Source organism: Burkholderia sp. BCC1047, from assembly GCF_902833155.1.
GTDB classification, from domain to species: domain Bacteria; phylum Pseudomonadota; class Gammaproteobacteria; order Burkholderiales; family Burkholderiaceae; genus Burkholderia; species Burkholderia sola.
In genome coordinates this window covers 90355-111966 of sequence record NZ_CADFEH010000004.1, presented here as the reverse complement: position 1 = coordinate 111966, position 21612 = coordinate 90355, and the positions used below count along the sequence as shown (strand labels likewise).

At 67.6% G+C, this 21612-nt stretch carries 16 protein-coding genes and 1 pseudogene; 4 read left to right on the top strand and 13 right to left on the bottom strand.

Annotation, left to right across the window (positions count from 1 at the left end; genetic code table 11):
- Nucleotides 1–45 precede the first annotated feature (45 nt).
- Nucleotides 46–1254, bottom strand: a complete 1209-nt coding sequence (locus HWX55_RS06550; protein WP_175974879.1) for a PAS domain-containing sensor histidine kinase — start codon at nucleotides 1252–1254, stop codon at nucleotides 46–48.
- 40 nt (nucleotides 1255–1294) lie between these two features.
- On the bottom strand, nucleotides 1295–3058 hold the full coding sequence (sctC, locus tag HWX55_RS06545; protein ID WP_175974877.1) for a type III secretion system outer membrane ring subunit SctC: 1764 nt from the start codon (nucleotides 3056–3058) through the stop codon (nucleotides 1295–1297).
- 109 nt (nucleotides 3059–3167) lie between these two features.
- Between sctC and HWX55_RS06540 the strand changes: the two genes are divergently transcribed.
- Complete coding sequence (locus HWX55_RS06540) at nucleotides 3168–4268, top strand: ATPase, T2SS/T4P/T4SS family (RefSeq protein WP_027782676.1); 1101 nt, start codon at nucleotides 3168–3170, stop codon at nucleotides 4266–4268.
- 106 nt (nucleotides 4269–4374) lie between these two features.
- Here HWX55_RS06540 and pilV read toward each other — a convergent pair whose 3' ends face one another.
- The 10 genes and pseudogenes from pilV to HWX55_RS06490 all read right to left on the bottom strand — a co-directional run.
- Nucleotides 4375–6072, bottom strand: coding sequence for a shufflon system plasmid conjugative transfer pilus tip adhesin PilV (gene pilV, locus HWX55_RS06535; RefSeq protein ID WP_175974875.1), 1698 nt, complete (start codon nucleotides 6070–6072; stop codon nucleotides 4375–4377).
- A complete protein-coding gene (pilM, locus tag HWX55_RS06530) occupies nucleotides 6065–6544 on the bottom strand; it encodes a type IV pilus biogenesis protein PilM (RefSeq protein ID WP_175974873.1) in 480 nt (159 codons plus the stop codon). The genes pilV and pilM overlap by 8 nt, the downstream gene beginning before the upstream one ends.
- A gap of 52 nt (nucleotides 6545–6596) precedes the next feature.
- Nucleotides 6597–7151 (bottom strand): type 4 pilus major pilin, encoded by a 555-nt coding sequence (locus HWX55_RS06525; RefSeq protein ID WP_175974871.1) that lies wholly within the window; start codon nucleotides 7149–7151, stop codon nucleotides 6597–6599.
- 103 nt (nucleotides 7152–7254) lie between these two features.
- Entirely contained in the window at nucleotides 7255–8331 is a 1077-nt protein-coding gene (locus tag HWX55_RS06520; protein WP_175974869.1) for a type II secretion system F family protein, read from the bottom strand.
- Nucleotides 8321–10105 carry an ATPase, T2SS/T4P/T4SS family gene (locus HWX55_RS06515; protein WP_175974868.1) on the bottom strand — a complete coding sequence of 595 codons (1785 nt, stop codon included), beginning with the start codon at nucleotides 10103–10105 and terminating at the stop codon, nucleotides 8321–8323. The genes HWX55_RS06520 and HWX55_RS06515 overlap by 11 nt, the downstream gene beginning before the upstream one ends.
- Before the next feature lie 4 nt (nucleotides 10106–10109).
- Entirely contained in the window at nucleotides 10110–10640 is a 531-nt protein-coding gene (gene pilP / locus HWX55_RS06510; protein WP_244140503.1) for a type IV pilus biogenesis protein PilP, read from the bottom strand.
- Between the two features lie 46 nt (nucleotides 10641–10686).
- Nucleotides 10687–12003: a type 4b pilus protein PilO2 gene (gene pilO2 / locus HWX55_RS06505; protein ID WP_175974865.1), complete on the bottom strand. Its 1317-nt coding sequence runs from the start codon at nucleotides 12001–12003 to the stop codon at nucleotides 10687–10689.
- A gap of 25 nt (nucleotides 12004–12028) precedes the next feature.
- On the bottom strand, nucleotides 12029–13774 hold the full coding sequence (locus HWX55_RS06500) for a PilN family type IVB pilus formation outer membrane protein (RefSeq protein WP_175974863.1): 1746 nt from the start codon (nucleotides 13772–13774) through the stop codon (nucleotides 12029–12031).
- Nucleotides 13774–14937 carry a toxin co-regulated pilus biosynthesis Q family protein gene (locus HWX55_RS06495; RefSeq protein WP_175974860.1) on the bottom strand — a complete coding sequence of 388 codons (1164 nt, stop codon included), beginning with the start codon at nucleotides 14935–14937 and terminating at the stop codon, nucleotides 13774–13776. The genes HWX55_RS06500 and HWX55_RS06495 overlap by 1 nt, the downstream gene beginning before the upstream one ends.
- A 529-nt stretch (nucleotides 14938–15466) precedes the next feature.
- Nucleotides 15467–15773: pseudogene (locus HWX55_RS06490) on the bottom strand (transposase); the annotation flags it as partial.
- Nucleotides 15774–16028: 255 nt separating this feature from the next.
- Here HWX55_RS06490 and HWX55_RS06485 point away from each other — a divergent pair.
- Nucleotides 16029–17465, top strand: a complete 1437-nt coding sequence (locus tag HWX55_RS06485) for a helix-turn-helix transcriptional regulator (RefSeq protein WP_175974858.1) — start codon at nucleotides 16029–16031, stop codon at nucleotides 17463–17465.
- A 182-nt stretch (nucleotides 17466–17647) separates the two neighbouring features.
- Entirely contained in the window at nucleotides 17648–18115 is a 468-nt protein-coding gene (locus tag HWX55_RS06480; RefSeq protein ID WP_175974856.1) for a lytic transglycosylase domain-containing protein, read from the top strand.
- A gap of 206 nt (nucleotides 18116–18321) precedes the next feature.
- On the opposite strand, the gene HWX55_RS06475 is transcribed toward HWX55_RS06480, so the two are convergent.
- Nucleotides 18322–18876, bottom strand: coding sequence for a hypothetical protein (locus tag HWX55_RS06475; protein ID WP_244140502.1), 555 nt, complete (start codon nucleotides 18874–18876; stop codon nucleotides 18322–18324).
- 441 nt (nucleotides 18877–19317) lie between these two features.
- On the opposite strand from HWX55_RS06475, the gene HWX55_RS06470 reads away from it, so the two are divergent.
- Complete coding sequence (locus HWX55_RS06470; RefSeq protein ID WP_244140501.1) at nucleotides 19318–21522, top strand: hypothetical protein; 2205 nt, start codon at nucleotides 19318–19320, stop codon at nucleotides 21520–21522.
- The last annotated feature ends 90 nt before the right edge of the window (nucleotides 21523–21612 follow it).

Below are 21612 nucleotides of genomic sequence, written 5' to 3'. Positions count from 1 at the left end.
TCCGCGCAACGCGTGTCAAACGAATACGGGCCGCGCGCTGGCGCCTCACTCGCCGCGCGCCGCGCGCAACGCGCGGTCGGCATCGACGAGCGACGTCGCGTGCGGCTTCGCGGCGACAGGATTCAGGCACGGCAGACGCAGCACGAACACGGTACCGCCTTGTCCGTTGAGCTCGGCGTAAAGCGCGCCGCCGTGCATGCCGACGATCTGCACGGCGAGCTTGAGCCCGAGACCGAAGCCCGTTGCCGTCCGCTTGCCGAGCTTCTCGAAGTCGGTCAGCCGATCTCCCGCGACGAGACCCGGCAGCCCGCCCGCGCGATCGTCGACGACCACCTCGGCGAAACCGTCCGCCTGCCGGATCGACACCGTCACCGCCTCGCCGCGCGGCGACGCGCGAACGGCATTGTCGATAACGTTCTGGACCGCGCGCGCCACGAAGTTGCGCATGCCGCTCACCCAGAGCGGCGCGCTGTCGGGCAGCCACAAGTGTAGCGCGACGCCGCAATAGACGGCGGTGACCTCCAGCTGCGAGATGATCTGGCGCAGCGTCGCGCGCAGATCGAACCGTTTGAAGTCGCGCGCCTGCAAATGCTCGGTTACCGACGAGAAGATGAACTGCTCGCCGAGCGAAAGCACGTACTGCGCGAGCGCGGTGATCTGCTGCATGCCGCCGCAGCGCTCGAACGCGTCGGGGTCGCTCGCATCGAGCTGCGTGAGCGCGCTGATCGAATTGAGCGGCGAGCGCAGATCGTGCAGCAAAAAGCGCAGCGACATGGCGCGCTCGTCGAGCGAGCGAGCGAACGGCGTCACGTCCGTCACGGCGATGACGGATTCGCCCGCCCCCGCACCGGCGCACGCACCGGCGGGGCCCGCCTGAATCCAGAAGGTCGAATCGTCCACGCGTACCTCGCGGCCCGCTTCGAGATCGCGCAACCGCGGCACGTCCGTCATCTCGAAGCGCTCGCTCAGCGCCACGCTGAAATCGACGCCCGCGGGCAGCGTCATCGCCAGCATCTCGAGCGCGCGCGCGTTCGCGTGGACGACCGCGCCCGCGCGATCGAGCACGATCACCCCGCACGGCAGCCCGCGCAGCGTGCCGCGCAGGCGGCGCGCGTCGTCGTCGGACAGGCGGCGATCGGCGGCGCCCTCGCCGCATGCGTCGACGGGCAAGCCCGATTGGGCGGCCCGCGGCTCGGGCTGCTCCGCGGGCTGCACGCCCGGCAGCGAATGCGGCTGAGTACGGGATTCGTTCACATGGCCTCCTGCATTCCCCGGGGCGGGCGGTTGCGGTGCATCACGGCGAGATGACGCGCGGCGACAGCAGGAAGAGCCGCTCCATGTGGCTCTTCTGGCGGTTGTCGGTCCGGAAGAGCGCGCCGATCAACGGAATCTTCGAGAGCCCGGGCACCCCGGTCACGCCCATCGTCGCGCTGTCCGCGCGATAGCCGGCGATGAGCAGCGCCTGCCCCTCCTCGATGAACGCCTGCGTGTTGATCGTGCTGTTCTGGATCACCGGCAGGTTGCTGACCGTCTGATCGGTGAGCTGGCCGTCCTGAATCGCCACGTCGAGCTTGATGCGCGTGCGCCCGTCCTCCTCCACGACCATCGGCAGCACACGCAGCGAGATGCCCGTCGATACGCTGTAGAGATCGCCCGACGTGTATCCCGACACCGGCACGAAAAACTGCGTCTGGTTGTCCATCACGGCCTCGATGTTGTTGAGCGTGACGACCTTCGGGCTCGCGTCGATCTTGGCGGCCTTCGTCTGCTGCAGTGCCGAGATGCGCGCCATCAGATAACGGCCGGCGTCGCCGAGCACGGCGGCCACCGATGCGCCCACGGGCGTCGCCGCCGCGAGCATGTTGCCCGCCAGCGCCGTCTGGCCGAAGTTCTGCGAGAGCGTGCCGTTGTAGGTGCTCTGTGCGAGCGTGCCGGTACCGGTCTGCACGTCGACGTGGCTGTTGTGCGCGGTCCAGTCGACGCCGAGCTGATGCAGCGCGTCGTCGTCGATCTCGATGATGTGCGCCTCGATCTCGATCAGTTGCGGTTTGACGTCGAGGCGATCGATCAGTTTGCCGTACTGATCCATCCGGTCGGCCGTATCGCGAATCACGACGGAGTTCGTGCGCTGGTCCGCGACGATGACGGGCAGTTGATCGTCGCTCGCCGGCGCCGTGCTCGTGTTCTGCGGCGGCGGCGGCTCACCCACCGCCGCCGCCACGGCCGGCGAAGGCTGCCCGGTGAGCCCGGCGAACATGCCCTTGCCGGCCGCGCCCGACGGCACCGGCGGCGGTACGTACGGGCCGTTGTAGGCATTGCCGTTCACGTCGTTGATCGGCGTGGTGCGCTTCACGCCGCTCGCCGCGCGGCCACCCTCGCCGCGCTTGTCGGCGGCCTTGGCCGCGCCCGGGTGGTAGATGCCGTTGAGCACGGCCACCACGCCCTGCAGCGTGACCTGCTGGCCGTCGATGGGCACAGTGCGGTCGTGCGCCCACGCGTGATAGAGCGGAAAGACGCGTACCTGCGTGCCGCTTCGATGCGCCGCGTTGTTGTCGAGCCGCGAGGCCACGTTCGTCACCATCTGCACGTAGCGTGGCGGCCCGCTCACGAGCGCCGTGCCCTGCGCGCTGTCGTAGACGATCGGAAAGCGCTCGTCGGCGATGCGCAGGCGGTCGAGCGCATCGCGCAGCGCGCCCGTATCGGCCGAATCGAGCTTCACGAGCGTGCTCTGCAGTTCGGCGGCCGTCGTGATGTCGAGCACTTCGCCGTCGTAGTACCACACGAAGCCGAACGACGCCGCGAGCGTATCGAGAAAACGCCGCGGCGGCAGATGGAACTTGCCGCTCACGGTGCCGCTCACATCGGCGGCGATGCGCGTGGGGACGCCCTGGCTCGCGCCGAAGTCGCGCAGCACGTCCTTGATGTCCTTGCCCTGCGCTTCGTAGTCGACGATCGACGACTTCCAGCGCACGGCCGCCGCCTCGGCGACGGGGGCGGTCGCCCCGAATGCGAGCGCGGCGGCGAGGGCCACGGTACCCAGTCGGCGAGCCCAGTTCATGACGCGCCGCCCGCGATGAAGCGTACGCAGCGCGGCCCGGTGCTTCTCCGACACATCGACAAAGTTTTCATGTAAGTTCCGACTATCTTTCATAGGAAGGGCATTGACGATGAACGCTCCGAGTCACGAACGTCGCGACCTGACGCGCGAGATTCTCGAATTGATCGACCTGCGGCAGACTTTCACCGACATCCATATCGAGCAGGACCGGCCGATCATGATCAAGGCGCCGCGCGGGTGGCTCGCCGTCGGCGAGGAGCCCGTGCTCCACGACGAAATGCTGCCCACGCTGGCGTCGATCGAACCGGACTGGGAGGCGCAGCTTCAGCACGGCGCGATCGATCGCCCGTTCGTGCTCACGCGCTGCCGCCTTCGCTGCAACATCTACCGCACCAATGGCGGCCGCAAGCTCGTCATCTCGATCCGGCGCCTGCCGCTGCAGCCGCTCGCGCTCGACAAGCTCGGCCTGCCCGCCTACGTGCGCTCGATGATCGACAGCGCCAAGGGGCTGATCCTCGTGACGGGCCCGACCGGCTCGGGAAAGACGACGACGATCGCGTCGCTGCTCGAGCACATCAACCGCACGCGCAACAGCCACATCGTCACGATCGAGGAGCCGATCGAATACGAACTCGAGGGCCGCACGTCGATCGTCTCGCAGCGGCAAGTGCCGACCGACACGCCGAGCTTCTCGGCCGGCCTGCGCGAGGCGCTGCGGCAGAAACCCGACGTCATCATGGTCGGCGAGGTGCGCGATCCCGAGACGGCGGAGACGGCGCTGCAGGCCGGCGAATCGGGCCACCTCGTGCTCGCGACGATGCACACGGGCAGCGCGATCGGCACGCTCACGCGACTGCTGTCGTTCTTTCCGGCCGAGCAGCGCGAGCGCTATGCGGCCGCGCTCGCGAACTGCCTCATCGGCGTGATCTGCCAATGCCTCGTACCGACGGAGGATGGCGAGAACTTCGTGCTCGCGAGCGAACTGCTCTTCAACAACAATCAGCAGATCAGCGGACTGCTGACCGATCCGGGCAAGCTGCCGTACCTTGCCGAGTTCATGAAGCGCAAGGAAGACAACATGTCGCGCATGCTCAACGATCACCTCTTCAGCCTCGTATCGAAGCAGCAATGCCTGCCGCGCGACGTGCTGCGCGCGACCTACAACCGGCTCGAGCTGCACGAAATGCTGCAGACGCTCGCGCCGCACTGAGCCCGCGCGAACGCGGCGCCGGCGCAATGGCGCGGCTTTCGCCGGTCGCGCCGTGCGTGACGGTGCTGCGAAGGTGTGCGGGGTCGATGGGCTCACGGTCGGGCGCTCAGTAGTAGGAGTTGATCGTCCAGCCCGCCGCGACGGGCGTGTTCCACACCGTCTGGCCGGACTCCCCGCAAAAGCTGCTGACCCACGGCGTCGTGATACCGGCGTACGTCGCCCAGTTCGTCGTCACGACGATCGTGTAGGTGCCGGGCGTGCCCGCCTGGGACAGCGCGTTGTTGATCCCGCCCGAATCGTCCTGAAGCGTCGGCGTCTGGCTCTCCGTATGCCCGAGGTTGTGGTTGCCGCCGTCGGTGATGTCGATGCTCTGCGAGAGCTGCCCCCGGTTGCCGGTGGGGCCGTTGCACATGCCGTCGTTCAGGTGCGCCCAGGTGGACGCGACGATGATCCCCGGCTTGGTGAGGTTGACGGTCGTCCTGAACGTATATGAGTACGTACCGTTGCTGCCGTTGTACGAATAGGCGCCCGACTGGAAGTTCGTCGCCGGCTGGCCCGTGCAGGCCGAGTAATCGCCCGCGCCGTTCGGGTTGGCCATCACGAGCTGACAGCCCGTGAGCGACGACGCCGGCTCGATTTCGCTTTGCGTTTGCCACCTGCCGCCGCGGCACGACAGCACGCGTCCGTTCGCATCGGTGGAGACGAGCGTCGTGCTCGCCGACACGGGGGCGATGGCCGAATTCTGCGGCGCGGGCGGACATGGGTCGCCGACGGTGTGCGCGTTGCCGAGCGCGAGATTGCCCGCTTCGTCCACCGCCAGCGCCTGCCATGTGGCGCCGTTGTACGCGTAGGCCCGATTCGTCGCGACGGTGAGCCGCACGTCGCCCTGATGCGCGGCCACGCCCGCGAGCGCCGCTTCGTCGGCCACCGGTTCGCGCCAGTGATAGGCCGCCTGCGGCACCCAGAGGTTCTGCGTGCCATCGCAATTGAGGACGTTGCCCGAAGCGTCGGCCGCGATGGCGCCGGGCTGCGTGCAGGCGGCATAGTCGATCTGCCGCGCGAGCACGATCGGCACTTGCATCGTGTTCGCCTGCGGATTGCCCGGCACGGCCACGCGGTACAGATAGTCGACGTTCTGCGCCTGCGTGCCGTCGTAGAAAATGAGGCTCGCCAGATGGCCTGTGCCCGTTTTCTTGCCTGTGCACGATGTATTCGCCGGGTTCGGCGTATCGATTTTCCAGGTGCCGAAGGCGCCGACGGCTGCGCCGTTCGCATTGTTCGTCGCCTGGATCGAACCGCCGCCCGGGCCGGCGTTCGCCGCGATGTAGCCGAGTTCGGGATCGGGAATGGTCCGGCCGCCCTCCGTGACGAGCAGCGCCTGCAACGCCATCGGGTTCGCGCCGCCCGGGGCCGCGTAGACGAGCAGGCACGGCGCCTGACCATAGGGGTTCGTGCCGCCCAACGCATTCGGAAGGTAGGTCGACAGCTGATACGTCGAGCCGGTCAGTTTCGCGATCACCGGCGAGGTGGTCGTGGCCTGGGCCGCGAGCGCCGTGTAGTTTTGCCGAATGAGCCGCGTGGCAGCCGCCGTCAGCTGCGACTGATAAAGCGCGGCCTGCTGCGCGCGCGTATCGTCGAGCGACGAGTTCGTGAGCGTGACGAGGCCCGCCATCATCAATGCGGCGAGTGCAAGCACGGCCAGCATCTCCACCATCGTGAAGCCGGACATGCGGCGAGCCGGCCGCGCGCGGGGGCCCGGGCGCCGCATGCCGGTGCGGGCAAGGGTGTGGGTGCGCTCAGTCATACGCTTGCGCCATCCATACCGGCATGCCGTTCGGGATCGCGTTCGCCAGTGCGGCCGGCAGCGGCACCGCCGGGTTGCCGGGGGACACGAGGTTGGCGCCGAGCGCCACACCGGCCAGCGCCGAGCCCTGCGCAATCTGCTCGATGCCGTCGACCGCGGCCGCGGCCGCCGCCGACGCCGCATAGACCACGACCAGGCTGCCCGCATAGCCGGTATTGGGCTGGACGTAGTTCCGCCACATCGGATCGGGAACGGTCGCCCCGAGGGAGGGCGCGAGGCTCGCCGCCGGCACGCTGCCGACGAACGACGGGTTGGCGCGCGCGAAGGCCACCACGGCCTGCCGGTAGGCGCTCATGTTCGCCGCGAGCGCCATCGCCGACGGCGCGAGCGGTGCCGGCGCCGCCTCGGCGCCGAGCAGCGCGTAGGCACCGGTCAGCATCGCGAAGGCGGCGACGATCCAGATCAGGAACATGGCGGGCGGCTCGTGGCGTCAATCGGGGCGAAGGCCGGTACTCGGGCCGCGATCAGGCCGAGGTCCAGACGATTTTCTTCGCACCGCCGGCACACGCCGCCTGAGCGGCGGCGGGCGTTACCGGCACGGTTTGCGCCGCATTGCCGATCGAGACGGCCGTCCACGTTCCGCCAGCCGATGCCGCGTTGATGCAGACGTCCGTCGGCACGGAATCGAATTCGATCGTGAAGGTACCGCTGCCCGTGCCCGTCACGGCTACCGCGCCACCCCAGGCATCGGTGACGGTATTTGCCGCGGTGTCGATGACGAGCGTCGTCGGGATGATGCCGGCGGCAATGGCGACGGTCGTCGTCAGCCCGTTGTAGCCGTTGGTCTGCCCCATATACAGCTTCTTGACGCCGGTCTGGATGGCCGTCACCTGCTCGGCCGTCTGATTCGACGAAGCACTGCCGAATGCGCCGCGCAGCAGCGCAATGGCGCCGATGACGACGATGGCGGCGATCCCGAGATAGGCGATCGCTTCGAGCAGCGTGGCGCCACGCTGCATGCGCCGCGACCCGCGGCTGCCCACCCGGGCGCGAATCGATGCGACGGTCTTGACATTCATGTTGCTCTCCTTGGTTTCCTCAATCGGCACTGAAGAAAGACGTGCCCTCTCCTTTCGACACCCGTTCGTCTGCACTGCGCCTACACGTCATTACACGGCACGCTCAATGCAGACTCCGAGCCAAAGCCGCAATTTCCTGCTGAATTCCGAAGAAGCCGCTGATGAGCCACGACAGCACGAGCGCGAGCACGACGATCGCCGCGCCGTTGACCACGCGCATCTGCGCCTCGATCGTCTCCACGCCGTCGGTCATCCATTCGTTGGCGATCGCGTGCAGCGCCTCGGCGAAGCCCTTGTATTCGGCATACACGCACAGATCGTCGACGATCTCCTCCGAAGGAAACCGGTAGCCGGCGTTCTTCATCGCCTCGCCGACGTTGAGCCCCGACTTCACGCCGAACAGCATGTCGTCGATTCGCCGCCTGAGCCACGGCTTCGCATCGGTGGCCAGCCGCGCGAGCGAGCGTTCGACCGTGAAGCCCGCCGCCTGCAGCGACGAAAACGCGACGAGAAAACCGCAGCCCGTGATGAGCCGATAGATCGAGTAAGGCGGGTAGCGGTCGAGCCAGACCCGCACGTTGCCGGACCAGCGCGGCATCGAGTAAAAGAGCGCCGCGACGAGAATCGCGAGCACCGCGAGGCAGTAGATCATGCCGCCCTGCACGAACCGGGACAGCTCGTAGAGCGACTTCGCCACGCCGTGCCAGCGCTCCGGGTTCACGATCGACGCGAAGCGCGGAATCACGAGCTGGCCGAAGAGGTACACGTACCCGATCGTCATCGCCACGATCACGCACGGGTAGGTCAACCCGCCGACGATGGCCGTGCGGATCCGGCGGCTGTACTGCACGACGTTGCACACGTTCAGCAGCGCGGCCTCCAGGCGCCCCGACTGCTCGCCGGCCATGACGATCATCTGTTCGGTATGCGGCACCCACCACGCCATTGCCTCGGCCAGCATGCCGCCGTTTTGCACGACGCTGCGCCAGTCCGCGAGCGTCAATGCCAGCGGCTCGTTCGGCTTGCGGCCCTCGTGCGACGCACGCAACTCGAGTTCCTCGAGAATCTTGAGCAACGGCAAACCGTTCGCGAGCATTTTCGCGATCTTGCGATAGAGCCGCAGGCGCGCCTGCGTCGTGAGCTGCAGGCGCGCCCAGCGCCGGTTGAGCTCAAGTGCCATAGCCGCTCCCGAGCGGCTGCGGCCGCCCCCCGCTGCCCGGCATGAACGGGCCGACCACGCGCTCCGCCATGCGCGGATCGACGAGGCCCGCCGCCACTTTTTCGAGCGCGTGCTGCGCGACCGTCTGCCCCGCGAGCTCGCCGAGCCAGTACGCCTGCGCATCGGGCTTGCGCCCGGCGCGCAGCAATTCGCAAAACGTCGCGTCGGTGCGCACGACCTCGGCCACCACGGTCCGGCCGACCGTGCCGTTCTTGCAATGCGGGCAACCGGGCCCGGCCACGCGCACCGCGTCGAACCGCGCGCCGACGGCCCGCTTCACGCGCGCGACGAGCCCCATGTCGAGCTGCGCGATCGACTCGGCCAGCGGGCGCGAGCAGTGCGGACACAGCAGCTTGACGAGCCGCTGGCTGATGAGCCCCGTGACGAGCGATTCGTCCGTCACCATCGCGATCGGCAAGCCGAGATCGACGAGACGGTCCACGATCGCGAGCGCGCCGTTCGCGTGCACCGTCGTCCAGACCTGATGGCCCGTCATCGCGGCGCGCAACGCGCTTTGCGCCGATGCGCGGTCGCGCACCTCGCCGATCATGATCGTATCGGGATCGAGCCGCATCGCATTCGCGATCGCGGCGGCGAACGCGAGCGAGCGCGCCTCTTCCGTCGGCGCGTTGACGACGGGCGTCTGCACCGCGCCCTCGATCGGGTACTCCACCGGGTCTTCCACGGTGATGACGTGGATCGAGCCGGCCATCTCGCGCAGTTGCTTCGTCAGCACGCGCTGCAACGTCGTGGATTTGCCCGAGCCGGTCGGGCCGCTGATGATGTTCATGCCGTGCGGCTGCTGCGCGAGCAGCTCGAACGCGTTCGCCTGCGCCACCGTGAAGCCGAGCTCCGTCAGGGCCGTCGCCTCGCCCGCATCGTTGTAGAGCAGCCGCAGCACCATGACGCTGCCGACGCTCGTGGGCGCCGTCGCGATCCGCACGCCGAAAAGCCGGTCCGGCAGCTTGTCCCGATCGCCGATGGCCGCGTCCTGGCGCTCGTTCGGCTTGTAGGTGTTGTCCGATACGCTCGACATCGCCGCATAAAGCGTGGCGAGCAGCCGCTCGCCGTACTCGCGCGTCTGCTCCGACATGCGCACGAGTTCGTTGTGGATGCGAAACAGAATCTCCGTGCTGAAGCGGTTCACACGGATATGGATATCCGACGCACGCGCATCGCACGCCCGCGCGATCAGGTTCTTCGCGACGACCTGCATCTGCGTGTGATCGATGCGCTCGGCGCTGCCGTCGCGGCGCGGGCCCTGATAGCTGCGCCTGATCGCATCGAGCGCCACGAGCCGCGTCGTATAGCGGCAATTGAGCCGTTCGAGCCGCGCGCAGTACGACAGCACGAACGGATTCATTTCGTGCCCTTCGGCCACGAGCAGCGTGCCGTCGTCGAGCAGACAGAGAAACTTGCGCTCCTCGTCGCTCGCGGCGAACTCGCCGCTGTCGGAAAGCGGGCGCGCCACGGCGGCGAGCGGCAGCGCCTGCCCCGGCGGCTGGCTTTGCGACGCCGTTTGCGCGGGCTGCACCGAAGCGGCGGCGGCAGCGGCCACGGCGCTCAGCACCGGCTCGCGTGGCCGCGCAACGGGCGCGAGCGCCGGCGCGGCCGGGGCCACGGGCTGAACCTGCGTCACGGACGGATCGGTTTCGATCGGCTTCACGGCGCGCGAAAGAATCAGCGGCGTCACGCTTTTGGGCGTCTTGCCCGGCGGTGTCGGAGACGAACTCATCGCATCACCTCGCAGACATCGGCAAAGCAGGCAGCGTCGGCACCGGCGGCACGCCGGGCGAGCCTGTCGACGCCACGTTGCGCGCGGGCTGCTGCCGCGCGCTCGCGGAGACGGTCAGCGTCGTGCGCCGTCCGTCTTGCGATGCGAGGACGATCGCACCCGGGCGAATGGCCGCCACGCGCATGCCGTTGGGCAGCGTATCGCCGGGCCCGACGTCGAACTCCGCGCCGTCGCTCGTCGCCACCGTTGCGCCGAGCTTCTTGCCAAGCCCTTGTGTCGCCACGAGCGACACGTCCGAATACGACGAGACGGTACTGCCCATCCGGTGCAGCGCTTCTTGCCGCTCCGCCACCTGCGCTTGCGCGTCGAGCTTTTTCAGCTGGGCCTTGAGGATCATCGTTTCCTCCTGTAGCCGCATCAGTTCGTTGGCTGCCTGCACGGCGGCCGGCGTCGGAACGACGTTCATGCGCGGCGCCGCTTCAGCGGGCGCGGCGGCCGTGGCAGCTGCGGCACCGGCCTCGCCGAACGCGGCCAACGGCCACGCCCCGCAGCAGGCGAGCACCAGTACAGTCAATGCAGCGTCATTTCTCATAGAGCACTCCGTCGAGCGTCCACTGCCCGGATTTGTATGAAAGCGTCTCGACGCGCACACCCGGCTCGTCGAGATACCTGATGAGGCTGTCGGGCCGCACGTCGTCCAGTTGCGCCGACATGCGCCAGGTCTGCCAGCTCGGCGCCGGGGGCGACCCGCCGCCCGGATGCAGTCGGTCCAGCGTTTGCGAAGCGAGGCTGCGCTGCGGCGCGCTTGCCGGCTGCAGCGTGAACGTCAGGCCGATGCCCAGCAACTGGAAGGCGGAAAGCATGCGCAAGCGCACGCCGCGCACGCCATCGAGCACTTCGTCGCCCCCCACGGGCAATGCCAGCGGCTCCACGTAGCTCGCATGCTCGCCGTTGCCGTCGATCGTCGCGCGCGGCTCCGCCGCCATCAGCATCGCCACGTTCGATCCGCCCCGCGACCAGCTGTAGCTGACGTTCGACGCGCGGCAAACGTAGTCGTCGAGTTCCCAGCCGCCCGGCGCGATGTGCGTGAAGTGATCGAGGCACGCGCGAACGAATGCATCGGGCCGTGGCTCGCTGGCCCACGGGTGCGGCGCTTCGGGCGGTGCCGCGGGCTTGGGCGGATGCAGCGCGAGCTCCGCGCGCATCCGCTCGAACGCCTGCTGCCGCTCGAGTTCCATGCGGTGGCGCCGGTACGCGACGATGCCGGCCGCCACCGCGGCCGCCACCACGATCGCAGCGGCGGCGAGCAGCACCTCGCGCCGCGGTGCGCGTCGCGAGACACGCGACAGATTGAGCCAGCGCGGCAAATGCGGCTTGCCGCCCCGGCGCGGGATCATGTCCTCGATGCGCCGCGCGTAGAAGTTGTGGAACCCCTGCACTTCCAGCTGCGGATCGCCGATGACGACGTTCCAGCCGCCGAGGCTGTAATCGCCGTGCAGCCGCTCGAACACTTCCTCGCTGGAACCGATCCAGTCACCGTTCGGCAAAAACGCGCCGTCGCGCACGGCGAAGTAGGCCCAGCGCCCGTCGGGCAGATGAAACGCACCGAGCCAGTTCGGCGCCGGCTGCTGGCGTCCGTCGTAGAACGCGCCTTCGGCCGCGATCGTCTTCGACACGAGCGCGCCCAGCGACGGCAAGCCCAGTTGCGCGCCCTCGCGCGTGCTCGCGAAACCCGCGCCCGCGAAGGTGCGGTCGATACGCAGCACCATCGCATCGAAATTCAGGCGCGCGGCGAGTTCCACGGCCTCCGCGCGCAGCGCGTGCCGGCGCGAGAGCGATTGCCAGAAAAGGCCGCATATGAAACGCTGGCGGCCGATCTGGATGACTTGCGTCGCCATGACGGATCCTGTGCCCGAGCGCGCGTCAAGCGCCGTTGATCGCGATCGGCGACAGCAGGATGACGATCACCTCGCGCGTGCCGGAGGCGTTGAACCCGCCCATCGCGTAGTTCGACGGATGGCCGACGCCTTGCCGGTTATCCTGATCGGTGATGCCCTCGTAGCCGCTGATGACGAGCGTCTGCCCCGACTTCACGGCGATGCGCTGCAGGAAGTTGCGCGTATCGACGGTCGGCAGCTGGATCTGCTGGTTCGCCGGGCCGAACGGCACAAGGTTCACGAGCGACGAAATGTTGCTGTAGAACTGCATCATGATCGTGCCGTCGTCGAGGATGTGCGGCAGCACCGTGAGGTTGAAGCCGGTCGTGATCGTGCCCGGCGTGAGCGACGTCTGGCTGCCGATGTTGACGGTGTTGGTCGTCGAGATCTGCGCGAGATAGCCTTGCTGCTCGGCCACCTGCACGGGAACGGGCTGATCGTTGAGCGTCGTGATCGAGGCCGAGGTCTTGCGGTGCACCGTGCCCTGCGTCGACAGCGCATCGATGATGGCCGTCGTGCTCGACGCGCGGCTCGACGGCGTGATCACCGTGGCCGAGAGCTCGCTCGGGTTCTGGATCATGCTCGTGAACGCGGTGGTGATGCCGAACTGCGTGCCGAGCGCCTGATAGACCGCGTGCCAGTTGATGCCGTAGCTGTCCTGCGCGGAAAGCGTGACCGAGAGCACCGTCACGTTGACGAGCACCTGCCGCGCAAGCACGCGGTTTTGCTGCTCCATGAACTCGCCCACGCGCTCGAGCACATCGGGCGTATCGGTGACCGAGATCGAGCCCGTGGCGGGCGAGGTGATGACCGAGCCTACCGGAGAGAGCATCGCCTTGATCGCCGTCTGCAAGCCGTTGTACACCGAGAGCTGCGCGTTCATCGTGATATTCGCGGTGTTGTCCGACGACACGGACGGCGAACCGGACGACCCGCCACCTCCACCGCCACCGCCTCCGCCGCCGATGCCCGCGCCGCCTGCGCCCGATCCGCCCGCCCCCGCGCTGTTGCTCGACGCGCCGCCGCTGTTGCTCGCCCCGCTCACGACGTTCGTATCCAGCTTCGAGTCGCCCGGAATGGCGACGACCTGATAGACGCGCGTGGCCGTGTAGAAGAAGACGATCGCGCCGTCCTCGTACTTCCAGTAGACGCCGAAGCGAGCCGACGCCGTGTCGAGCAGCCCGCGCAGCGTGCCGCCCGAATACGCGATGCGCACGGGCGAGGATACGCTCGGCACGCGCGCGGCCACCGTCGCGGCGCTGGTGCTCGGCGCGGGCCCCTGCAGCAGGCCGGGGGGCAGCGGCGGCAAGCCGGGATAGGCGCCGGCGCCGCCCATATCGACCGCGGTCTGCGTCGCGCGCGCGGCCGCTTCGCTCGTGCCCGGCGCAACCTTGGCCGGCAGGTGCGCGAGGCGCGAAATGCGATCGGCGAACATGCGCAGCGAATCGACCGTGCCGTCGAAGCTCGCCGGCTCGTCGAAGAGCTTCGGCAGCGTCGATTTCGTCGCGAGCTTGATCGTCTTGCCCGAAAGCCAGAGTTCGTCCTTGACGATGACGTCCTCACTGCCCGGCACCGCGCGGTTGTCGCCGTTCGAGAGCTTGCCGAGCAATTGCCCCGCACGCGCGGTATCGGCCTGCGAGCTGCGCTCGATCTTGTCCAGGAGACCGGTGCACCCCGCGAGCAGCGACAGGCATGCGACAAGGATGACGAAAGGACGACGGAGGACGCTCATCAACTTGCTCCTTTGGGAACGACGCGCATGACGCGGTTGCGCTGGTACAAGACCACCTGGATCGGCACCTGCGAGCCCGCGAGCGCATTGGTCACCTGACGCAGCGCTTCGGCGAGCGTGCCGTGTATCGTGGCCGTCGCGTCGACCTGAAAATCGGTCGGCACGTCCCAAATGAATTGCCAGCCGGCTTCGCTCGCCCAGCGCGCGAGCGCGTTGCGCACGGAGCCGTCCGACAGGCGCATCTGCCACTCCATGCGCTCGGGCGCCGCCGCGGGTGCGAACGCCGGCGTCGCGGTGGGTACGAACGCCGGCGTCGCGGCGGGCGCCGACGCCGGCGAGCCCGGGCCGGACGCCCATTGCGTAGCGGCGAGCAGCGGGGGCTCAATGGCGTCACGCTTTGCTGGCGCCGGTACCTGCGCTCGCGGCGGTGCTGAAACACGTGCCGGTACCGATGCCGGCATGGCTGGCCCGGCTGCCGGTGCGGGCGACATCACCAGAGCGGGTGCGGGTGCGGGTGCGGGTGCGGGTGCGGGTGCGGGTGCGGGTGCGGGTGCGGGTGCGGGTGCGGGTGCGGGTGCGGGTGCGGGTGGGACCGCCAGTGCGGCCGCCGGTGTGCGAGCCGATACCGGTGTTGCGGGCATCGACGTCAAAACACGCGCCTGCGCCACGGTCTGCGCCTGTCCAATGGCAGGCCCCGCCGCGGGAGCCATCGCCGCCGCGCCCGTGGGCAAGGTGGACGACGCATTCGTGGCGCCACCGTTGATGCGCGACGCCGCGCCGGCCGCCGGCGAGAAAGGCCGCGGCGCGTCAACGTTTGCGCGCCGCGCATGCGCAATCACCGTGAGCAGACGCATATCCGTATCGATCCGCGCCTGCAGCGCAGGATCGACCGACAGCACCTCGCCGAGCGCATGCACGACCGGCGAACCGGCGCGCCAGCTCACGGGCGCGTCGGCCCATGCGCCCGCGTTCGGCACATTGATGCTGTAACTCGTCGGCATGATCTGCTCGAGCGCGCGCAGCAACGGAACGTCGTGGCCGCCCGTGCGCACGACGCCGCCCAGGCGCTGCCCGCCGTCGACGATGACTTGCTGATCGGAAGCGTGCGCGACCGTGCAGGCGAACCAGACGCCGCCCAGCAGCGCCCGAATTGCCGGCGGCATCGCCGCTATCCAGACATTCGCCCTCGCCCGGCCCCACCTCTTATCGCTCACGCACCTCGGATGCGCCGGAAGCTCTATTTTTTTTGTTGCCACGTTCTTTTCAATCTGCTTGAACCATGCCAATAGCCGCCCTAAAAGCAGTACCGAAAGGCGTCAGGAATTCGAAAGAAATTGTGTAAGAAAACAGTAACGACGCGTAAGGATATCACTACAGATCAATGGGTGTTTACGGCAAAGTACACCGCGCCTTTAAGTAAAAAAATACTCTCGGAAAATCGTTCTTTCTCGGCCGGCATGGATGATACAGGCACTGGCACGAACGCGTCGTCCTCGCGGCACAATCCCCGCCCAGCAAGGCACTTCGGCCGATGCCACGTATTTTTTGGACGTTTTGACGCGAATCACGGAATGGCCGCCCGTGGAAATATGCCAGATACAATGATGTGCTACGGCGCCGTTCGCGGGCGAGTCGCCAATTGGGTGCCGTGCGCGAGGTATCCGGAATTCCGCGTGTGACGCGGATTGAGATTCAAACTCCAATGTTTAATCGTTCTGGATAAACAAGCGCGAACCGATTCATGGCGCGCTTCCAATCGTGCCGGGAACCGGTTCACCTCGCCAGGACGTTGCGCAGCGCCAACCAGATCCGTTTGAGCGCCGCCTCATCCGACGGCAAGCGGTCTCGACCGTCGTTTCCGGGAAGCCCTTCAGGCCGTCGACCACCGCGATCAGGATGTCCTGCACGTCGCCCAGTTTCACGTCGTCGACCGCGCGCAGCCAGAACGCGCGCCTTCGGTCTGCTCGATCCATAGACCGAACACGTCCCGCGTGCCGTCGCCGTGCACCGCGGCAAACAGCGCACCGCGGCAGCCAACGTAACAAATCATCAAACAACCGCGACGCAGGCCTCCCGCTCGTGCTTGAAGGTCCACCGCAGCACTGCCCTCTCCGGCCAACGCTGATGCCAAACCGAAGGTAACAAACCATCACAAACACGCGCCTAAATCGGCCCGCGATGAAAACATGCGCTCACGGCTTCACGAATCGTTTCACGCCGCTTAACGCATCGCTCATCGAGTCAGGAGCACGACATGTTCTCAACGATCTACTTCGCCGCCGCCTCGGCCCTCGCCTTCGACGACACCCCTGCGGACGTCGCCTCGAAAATGCTCCAGGGCCAGTTTCTCGACGCTGTCCGCCACGCCGCACGCCATGCCGATACCGACACGGCGCAAGCCCAGCCCGGCTACGCACAGCTGCAAGTCTGCGCCGACCTCGAGCTGATGCTCGGCCGCCACGAAGAAGCAGAGGAAACGTATCGCCGCGCGCAAAAAGCCATTCGCGCCCATCGCGACGATCTGCGTATCGCGTCGTGCCGCAATACCGGCTGGCAAGCGTTGTTCCGCAACCAGTTCAACGTCGCGCTCAGTTGCTTCAAGCGCGTCGGCGAGGAAAAGGCGGCCACGCCGCGCCAACGTCTCGACAGCCTCGTCGGTGCGACACTCGTTTCGTTTCATCTGGGCTTGATCCAGGCGGCGTGCCATCGCCTCGGCGAACTGGCCGCGCTGGCGGCAACGCAGGACGATCGCCGCTGGAGCTACCTCGTGGAGGCGCTGCGGCGTGACCTCTTCGCGCAGCACGAACTGCACGGTGCCGAGCGACTCGCCGATCACATCTACTGGCGCTCGGCAATCGCGGAGTTCGAGCCGGGCGAGGCACCGGTACCCGGCTCGCAGCCCGCCGGGACCGTGCTGCCGCTGCTGGCCGAACGACTCTCGCACCTGAACCGGCTCGTGTCGCTGGCCGACGGCCGGACGAGCGCGGGCGACACGCTCAAGCAATACGTGAGCTGGAGCCGCCAGGCCGGCCTCAACGATTATCACCGCAGCCTGTGCCTCGAAATCACGCTGGCCGCGATCGCCGGCCACGCGACGCCGTTGGCCGAAGCGATGCTCGATGCGTCCGGCGCGGCGAATTCGCAAGGCAGCCAGCATGCGCGCTGGTACCTCGACTACCTCTACTGCCGCGCGAAGATCATGCAGCAGCAGATGCGCACGCAGGAATTCGCGCAGTTCTACGGCCGCTACGCGCTCGCCTCGATTCAGCACGTGCGCGCGGACAGCATGTCGATGCCCGCCGCCGCGGCCGATCACATGCAGGCATCGCGCGCGGCGCAGCGCTCCGACGACGTGAGCGCCCGCCTGCCGGCGAAATACCGCCGCGCCTATCGCTACCTGATGGACAACCTCGACCAGAAGGACCTTTCGGTGCGCGAAGTGGCATCGCATGTGGGCGTGACCGAGCGCGCGATGCAGGCCGCGTTCAAGAACCACCTCGGGCTGTCGCCGAGCGAGCTGATCCGGCGCCAGCGGATGGAGCGCATTCGCGACGATCTGCTCGACGACGGCGCACCGGCCACGCGCGTGCTCGACGTCGCGAACAAGTGGGGCGTGCGCCATCGTTCGACGCTGGTCAACGGCTACCGGCGCGTGTTCCAGGAAGCGCCCTCGGAAACGATGGGCCGCTGAGGGCAGCGGTGTGCGGCGCCAAAGCGCCTGCACCCCCGATCGGTAACACGGCCGGCCCGCGGCTTTTTTTCCGCCAACGCCGTCCGACGAAACGCACACGCGTGGGTCGGACGGCGTTTTTATTCGCACGTCGGTGCGAAGCGATTCCCGCACCGCTGCTCTTACCGGATACCGGATGATCCATGACGCGACTATTCACACCCAAGCCGGCGCTCGTGCTGGCGCTTGCCGTTCTGTCCGCGCGGCCCGCCGAAGTGCGCGCGCAGACCCTCGACTGCTTTGTGGCGGCCGCGGCCTATCAACATGTGAGCCCCGTCGTGCTGCGCGCGATCGCGTGGCAGGAATCGCATGGCAACGCGAACGCGCGCCATCGCAACCGGAACGGTTCGACCGATTACGGCATGATGCAGATCAACTCGATTCACCTTCCGCTGCTGTCGCGCTACGGCGTCTCGGCGGACGACCTCATGAACCCCTGCTCGAGCGTCTACGTGGCTGCGTGGCACCTGCACAAGATGATGGTCAAGTACGGGAACACCTGGGCGGCGATCGGTGCGTACCATTCGGAGACACCTGCCGAGCGCGATCGCTACGCGCGTTCGGTGGAACGCATCGTCGAGCGCATGAAGCTGGCGGATGACGGGCAGTAGGATGAGCAAGGGCGGCCGGGAGACCCGGCTGCCCGCGAACGTCATCGACAGGGAAAGCGACGTTGCATGAGGAAGTCGTCCCGTATGGCGAGCGCCAAGGCAAGCGCGAAGCGCGGGGACGAAGCAGGAACGAGGCCGGCAGGAAGCGGGGACGAACCGTGGCGTTCGCGAGCCGCGCGCGACAACGCCGCGGCCCGCCGTCGCCGTTACTGCCCCTTCGCGGCGTTCGAAATGTTGCTGGCGCCCTTGTTACCCACCGACGCCAGTGCCGACGTGAGCTCCTGCGACTGCTGGTTGACCGCGGCCGCCAGCGTGTTCGCGTTGTTGAGCCGCGTCATCTCGTTTTGCTGCTTCATGAAGTCGTTTTGCATCGCAGCCATTTGCGTCACCGGGTCCCCCGCGCCGAGGGCCGATGGACGCACGATGTCAGCCGCCGCATGCATGGCGGTGGACGCGACGCCGGGCGGCATGAACTGGCTTCCGGCATGAAGCGCCGAACTCAGCATCTGTGCGCCGACGTTCCCCCCGCGCCTCGGCAGGCTGGCAAAGTTGCGGGGCGGCGGAGGCGGAGGTGGCGGCGCGCCGTCGGCCCCCTTGAAGCTGGATAGCCCGTCCAGTTGGCCTTTGCTGCGCGCGGGTGATTGTTTTTGCGCGCCGTCGGCCGCACCGTTGTTCGTCCCTTTCTCGAACTGCGCGACGCGGGACTGGACGAGCCCCGGCCGAATGCCTAATTCGCTCATGGCGAACTCCTTGAGTGACATGACGATTTCCGTCGCCTGCAACATCGCTCGATGTCGGCGCGGCACGGTCCCCGCATCCCACTCACGCGGAGCGATATCGAGGAATGCAAACGCAAGCTTATGCTCGACGGCATTGCGCAACGCACGCGACGCGACGCGGCGAGCGAAATTGCGAAGCGCGCATGCGCACATGTGATGAAGTGCGCAAAAAGATCCGCGGTCGTAGCACCGGCGCCGGCATCGACGTGCGTTTTTTTGCACGCCACTTCGGATTCGGCAGGCTGTCACCGTGATGTCGTTTTACCTTTCCAACACGAGAACCCACGTTCGCAAAGCGCGAAGACGGAATCGACGGGCGAACGCACGTCGACCGCCTGGACGCGATGAGGCAGCGCGCAAGTCCGTCGAGGCCTTTGTCGCGAGGCGACGTCGAACGATCGAAATCAACCGAAAGGAAACGTCATGCCGATCAGCAATAACACGCAAGTACGGTCATCATCGCTCGACCTCCCGCGCAACGACACGCAGCCCGCGCCGGCCGCGCGCCAACGAAGCGCATCGATGACCGGCCCGCGCCCCTCCGGCGGCGCATTGCTCGGCGCGCTGAGCAATGCGCCCGCCCTTCCGGCGCACACCGGCACCGATGCACCGGCGCCGGCGGGCCCGCTTTCGACGACATCGCAACCGGCCGGGACGGCGCAGCCCCCATCGCCGGCGCTGCCGACACCGTTGCCGATCAGGCGCAACTCGCTGCCGCCGCGCGCATCATCGTCGTCAGGCGCCGCGATCGGCCGCGAAGGTGGTGGCTCACGGTCGCTGCCCGGTTCGGGCAAGCTGAGCGCTCAACGTGCAGCGCTGGGAGACGAGACGGTGCCGGTGCTCGACTTGTCGGGGGGCGGGCAGTCGACCGAAGAATTGCCCGTACACGACGAACCGCAGCCACACACGCCTGCATCGGAGCACGACAGTGCGGCGCCCGTTCAACATCAGGAGCTGGTGGAAACGAAGGCCGCCGGCAAGCAACCGGCCACGTCGCGTTCGGGCAGCCCGCTGCCGCACGAGAAGGAAACCACGGGGCTGACAACCGCGACGACGAGCGAGGCCGAATCGAAACCCGAAACGTCCCGCGCGGCCGGCACGCTATCGCACGCGAAAGAGACGCCCGAGCGCCCGGAAGCGGAAACGGCGAAAGCGTCCGGAGAAAAGCCCGCGACGTCCCGTTCGGCCAGCCCGGTGCCGCTCCCGAAAGCGTCGCCCCAGCTCGAGGAAGAGGCAAGGACGAGCGCGGCCGGCAAAACGCCCGCGACGTCCCGCTCGAGCAGCCCACTGCCGCTCGATAAGGAACCGCCCGCCCCCCCGAAAATCGCCACGAGTGAGCCCGAAGCAACCGTTCCGAGCTCGTCGTCCCGGATCGCACTGGAAACCCGCACGCTGGCCGCCGGGACATCGGTGGCCGAGGATATCTCGGCGGTCGCGGAACCCGAAGACACACGTCCGGCATCGGCCGCCGCGATCAGCGACCACCTGTCGGCCGCGCTGTCCCGGCCGGGGCAAATCCGATCGTTCATCTCGAACGTCGGCGACATGCTGACTCGGAACCCTTACGGCGCCGCGCAACCGCTCAAAGGGTGGACGGCCAACCTCGTCAACGCGTTCAGTCATGAATTCGTCGCAACCGGCGGCGCCACGCTCTTCCGGGAGTTGTGCTCGATGGCGACCGAAGCCGTCCTCGACAAGACCGGCGCCGGGCCCGAAACACGCGGCGTCATCACGGCCTCGCTGTTCACGGCGGCGGCGATGGGCAACCTGGTCGCGATGTTGCACAAGTATCACACCGGCACCGCGGACAAGAAGACCTACACGGGCCACGCTGCGCAGCTCATCGCGCTGATCACGACGGTGGGCCTCGCCGCCCATGCCGGCAAGAACGACGAGGGCAACGGGCATCTTGGGCAGCTCGCCGGCATGCTGCCTAGCGCGATCAAATCGTACGCATACCTGGCGCGCGACGTGATCAACGTGTTCCGCCCGCTCGAAGGCAATCACGACGCCGGCTACGAGCACCCCGTCACAGGTCAGGCGCTCAACGGCGTTCCGTATTTCGGAAACCAGCTCGCCGTGAACACCGCGCAGGCCAGCTCGCAATGGTCGGCCACGTCCTACGTCGACAGCCTCATTCACCACACGAAGACCAACGCAGCGATCAAAGGCCTGTTCGGCTATTCGGCAGCGAATGCCGCCGGCGAGGGGCTGGATGCGATCGGGGGACGCGTGGCCTCGGAAATCTCGACGCACGGCTTCACGGGCAAGGCGCTCGATGAACTGAAGACGCTGCGCCTGAGCTGGGGCAAGATCGACACCTCCGAAACCAGCACGGCCAGGCAGCTCGGGGACAAGGCGGCCGGCGCGGGAATCGCGCGTCTCAGCCTGTTCCTTTCCCTTTATGCGGCCACCGCCGTGGTCAATCACGCGGTGGGGGGTAGAAGCGATTGGTCCGCCGGCGATAAGAACTTCACGGAGAACGCGTTTGGCGCACTGCTCATCATCGCGGGATGCCTGCCGTTTGCCGCGAGCACGTCGAGCCCGTCGAACCGGTCGAACGAGCGGCGAGCGGTCGACGCCGACAACGCGGTGGAACTTGGCTTGATGCATCGCACGACCGCCTGAGCACGCGGGCCGCGCCGAGCTAGCGAAACGACGAAGGTTCGTGCGGGTGGCCGCATCGGTGGCGCGGCGGCTCGCCTGCCGCAAGCCGCT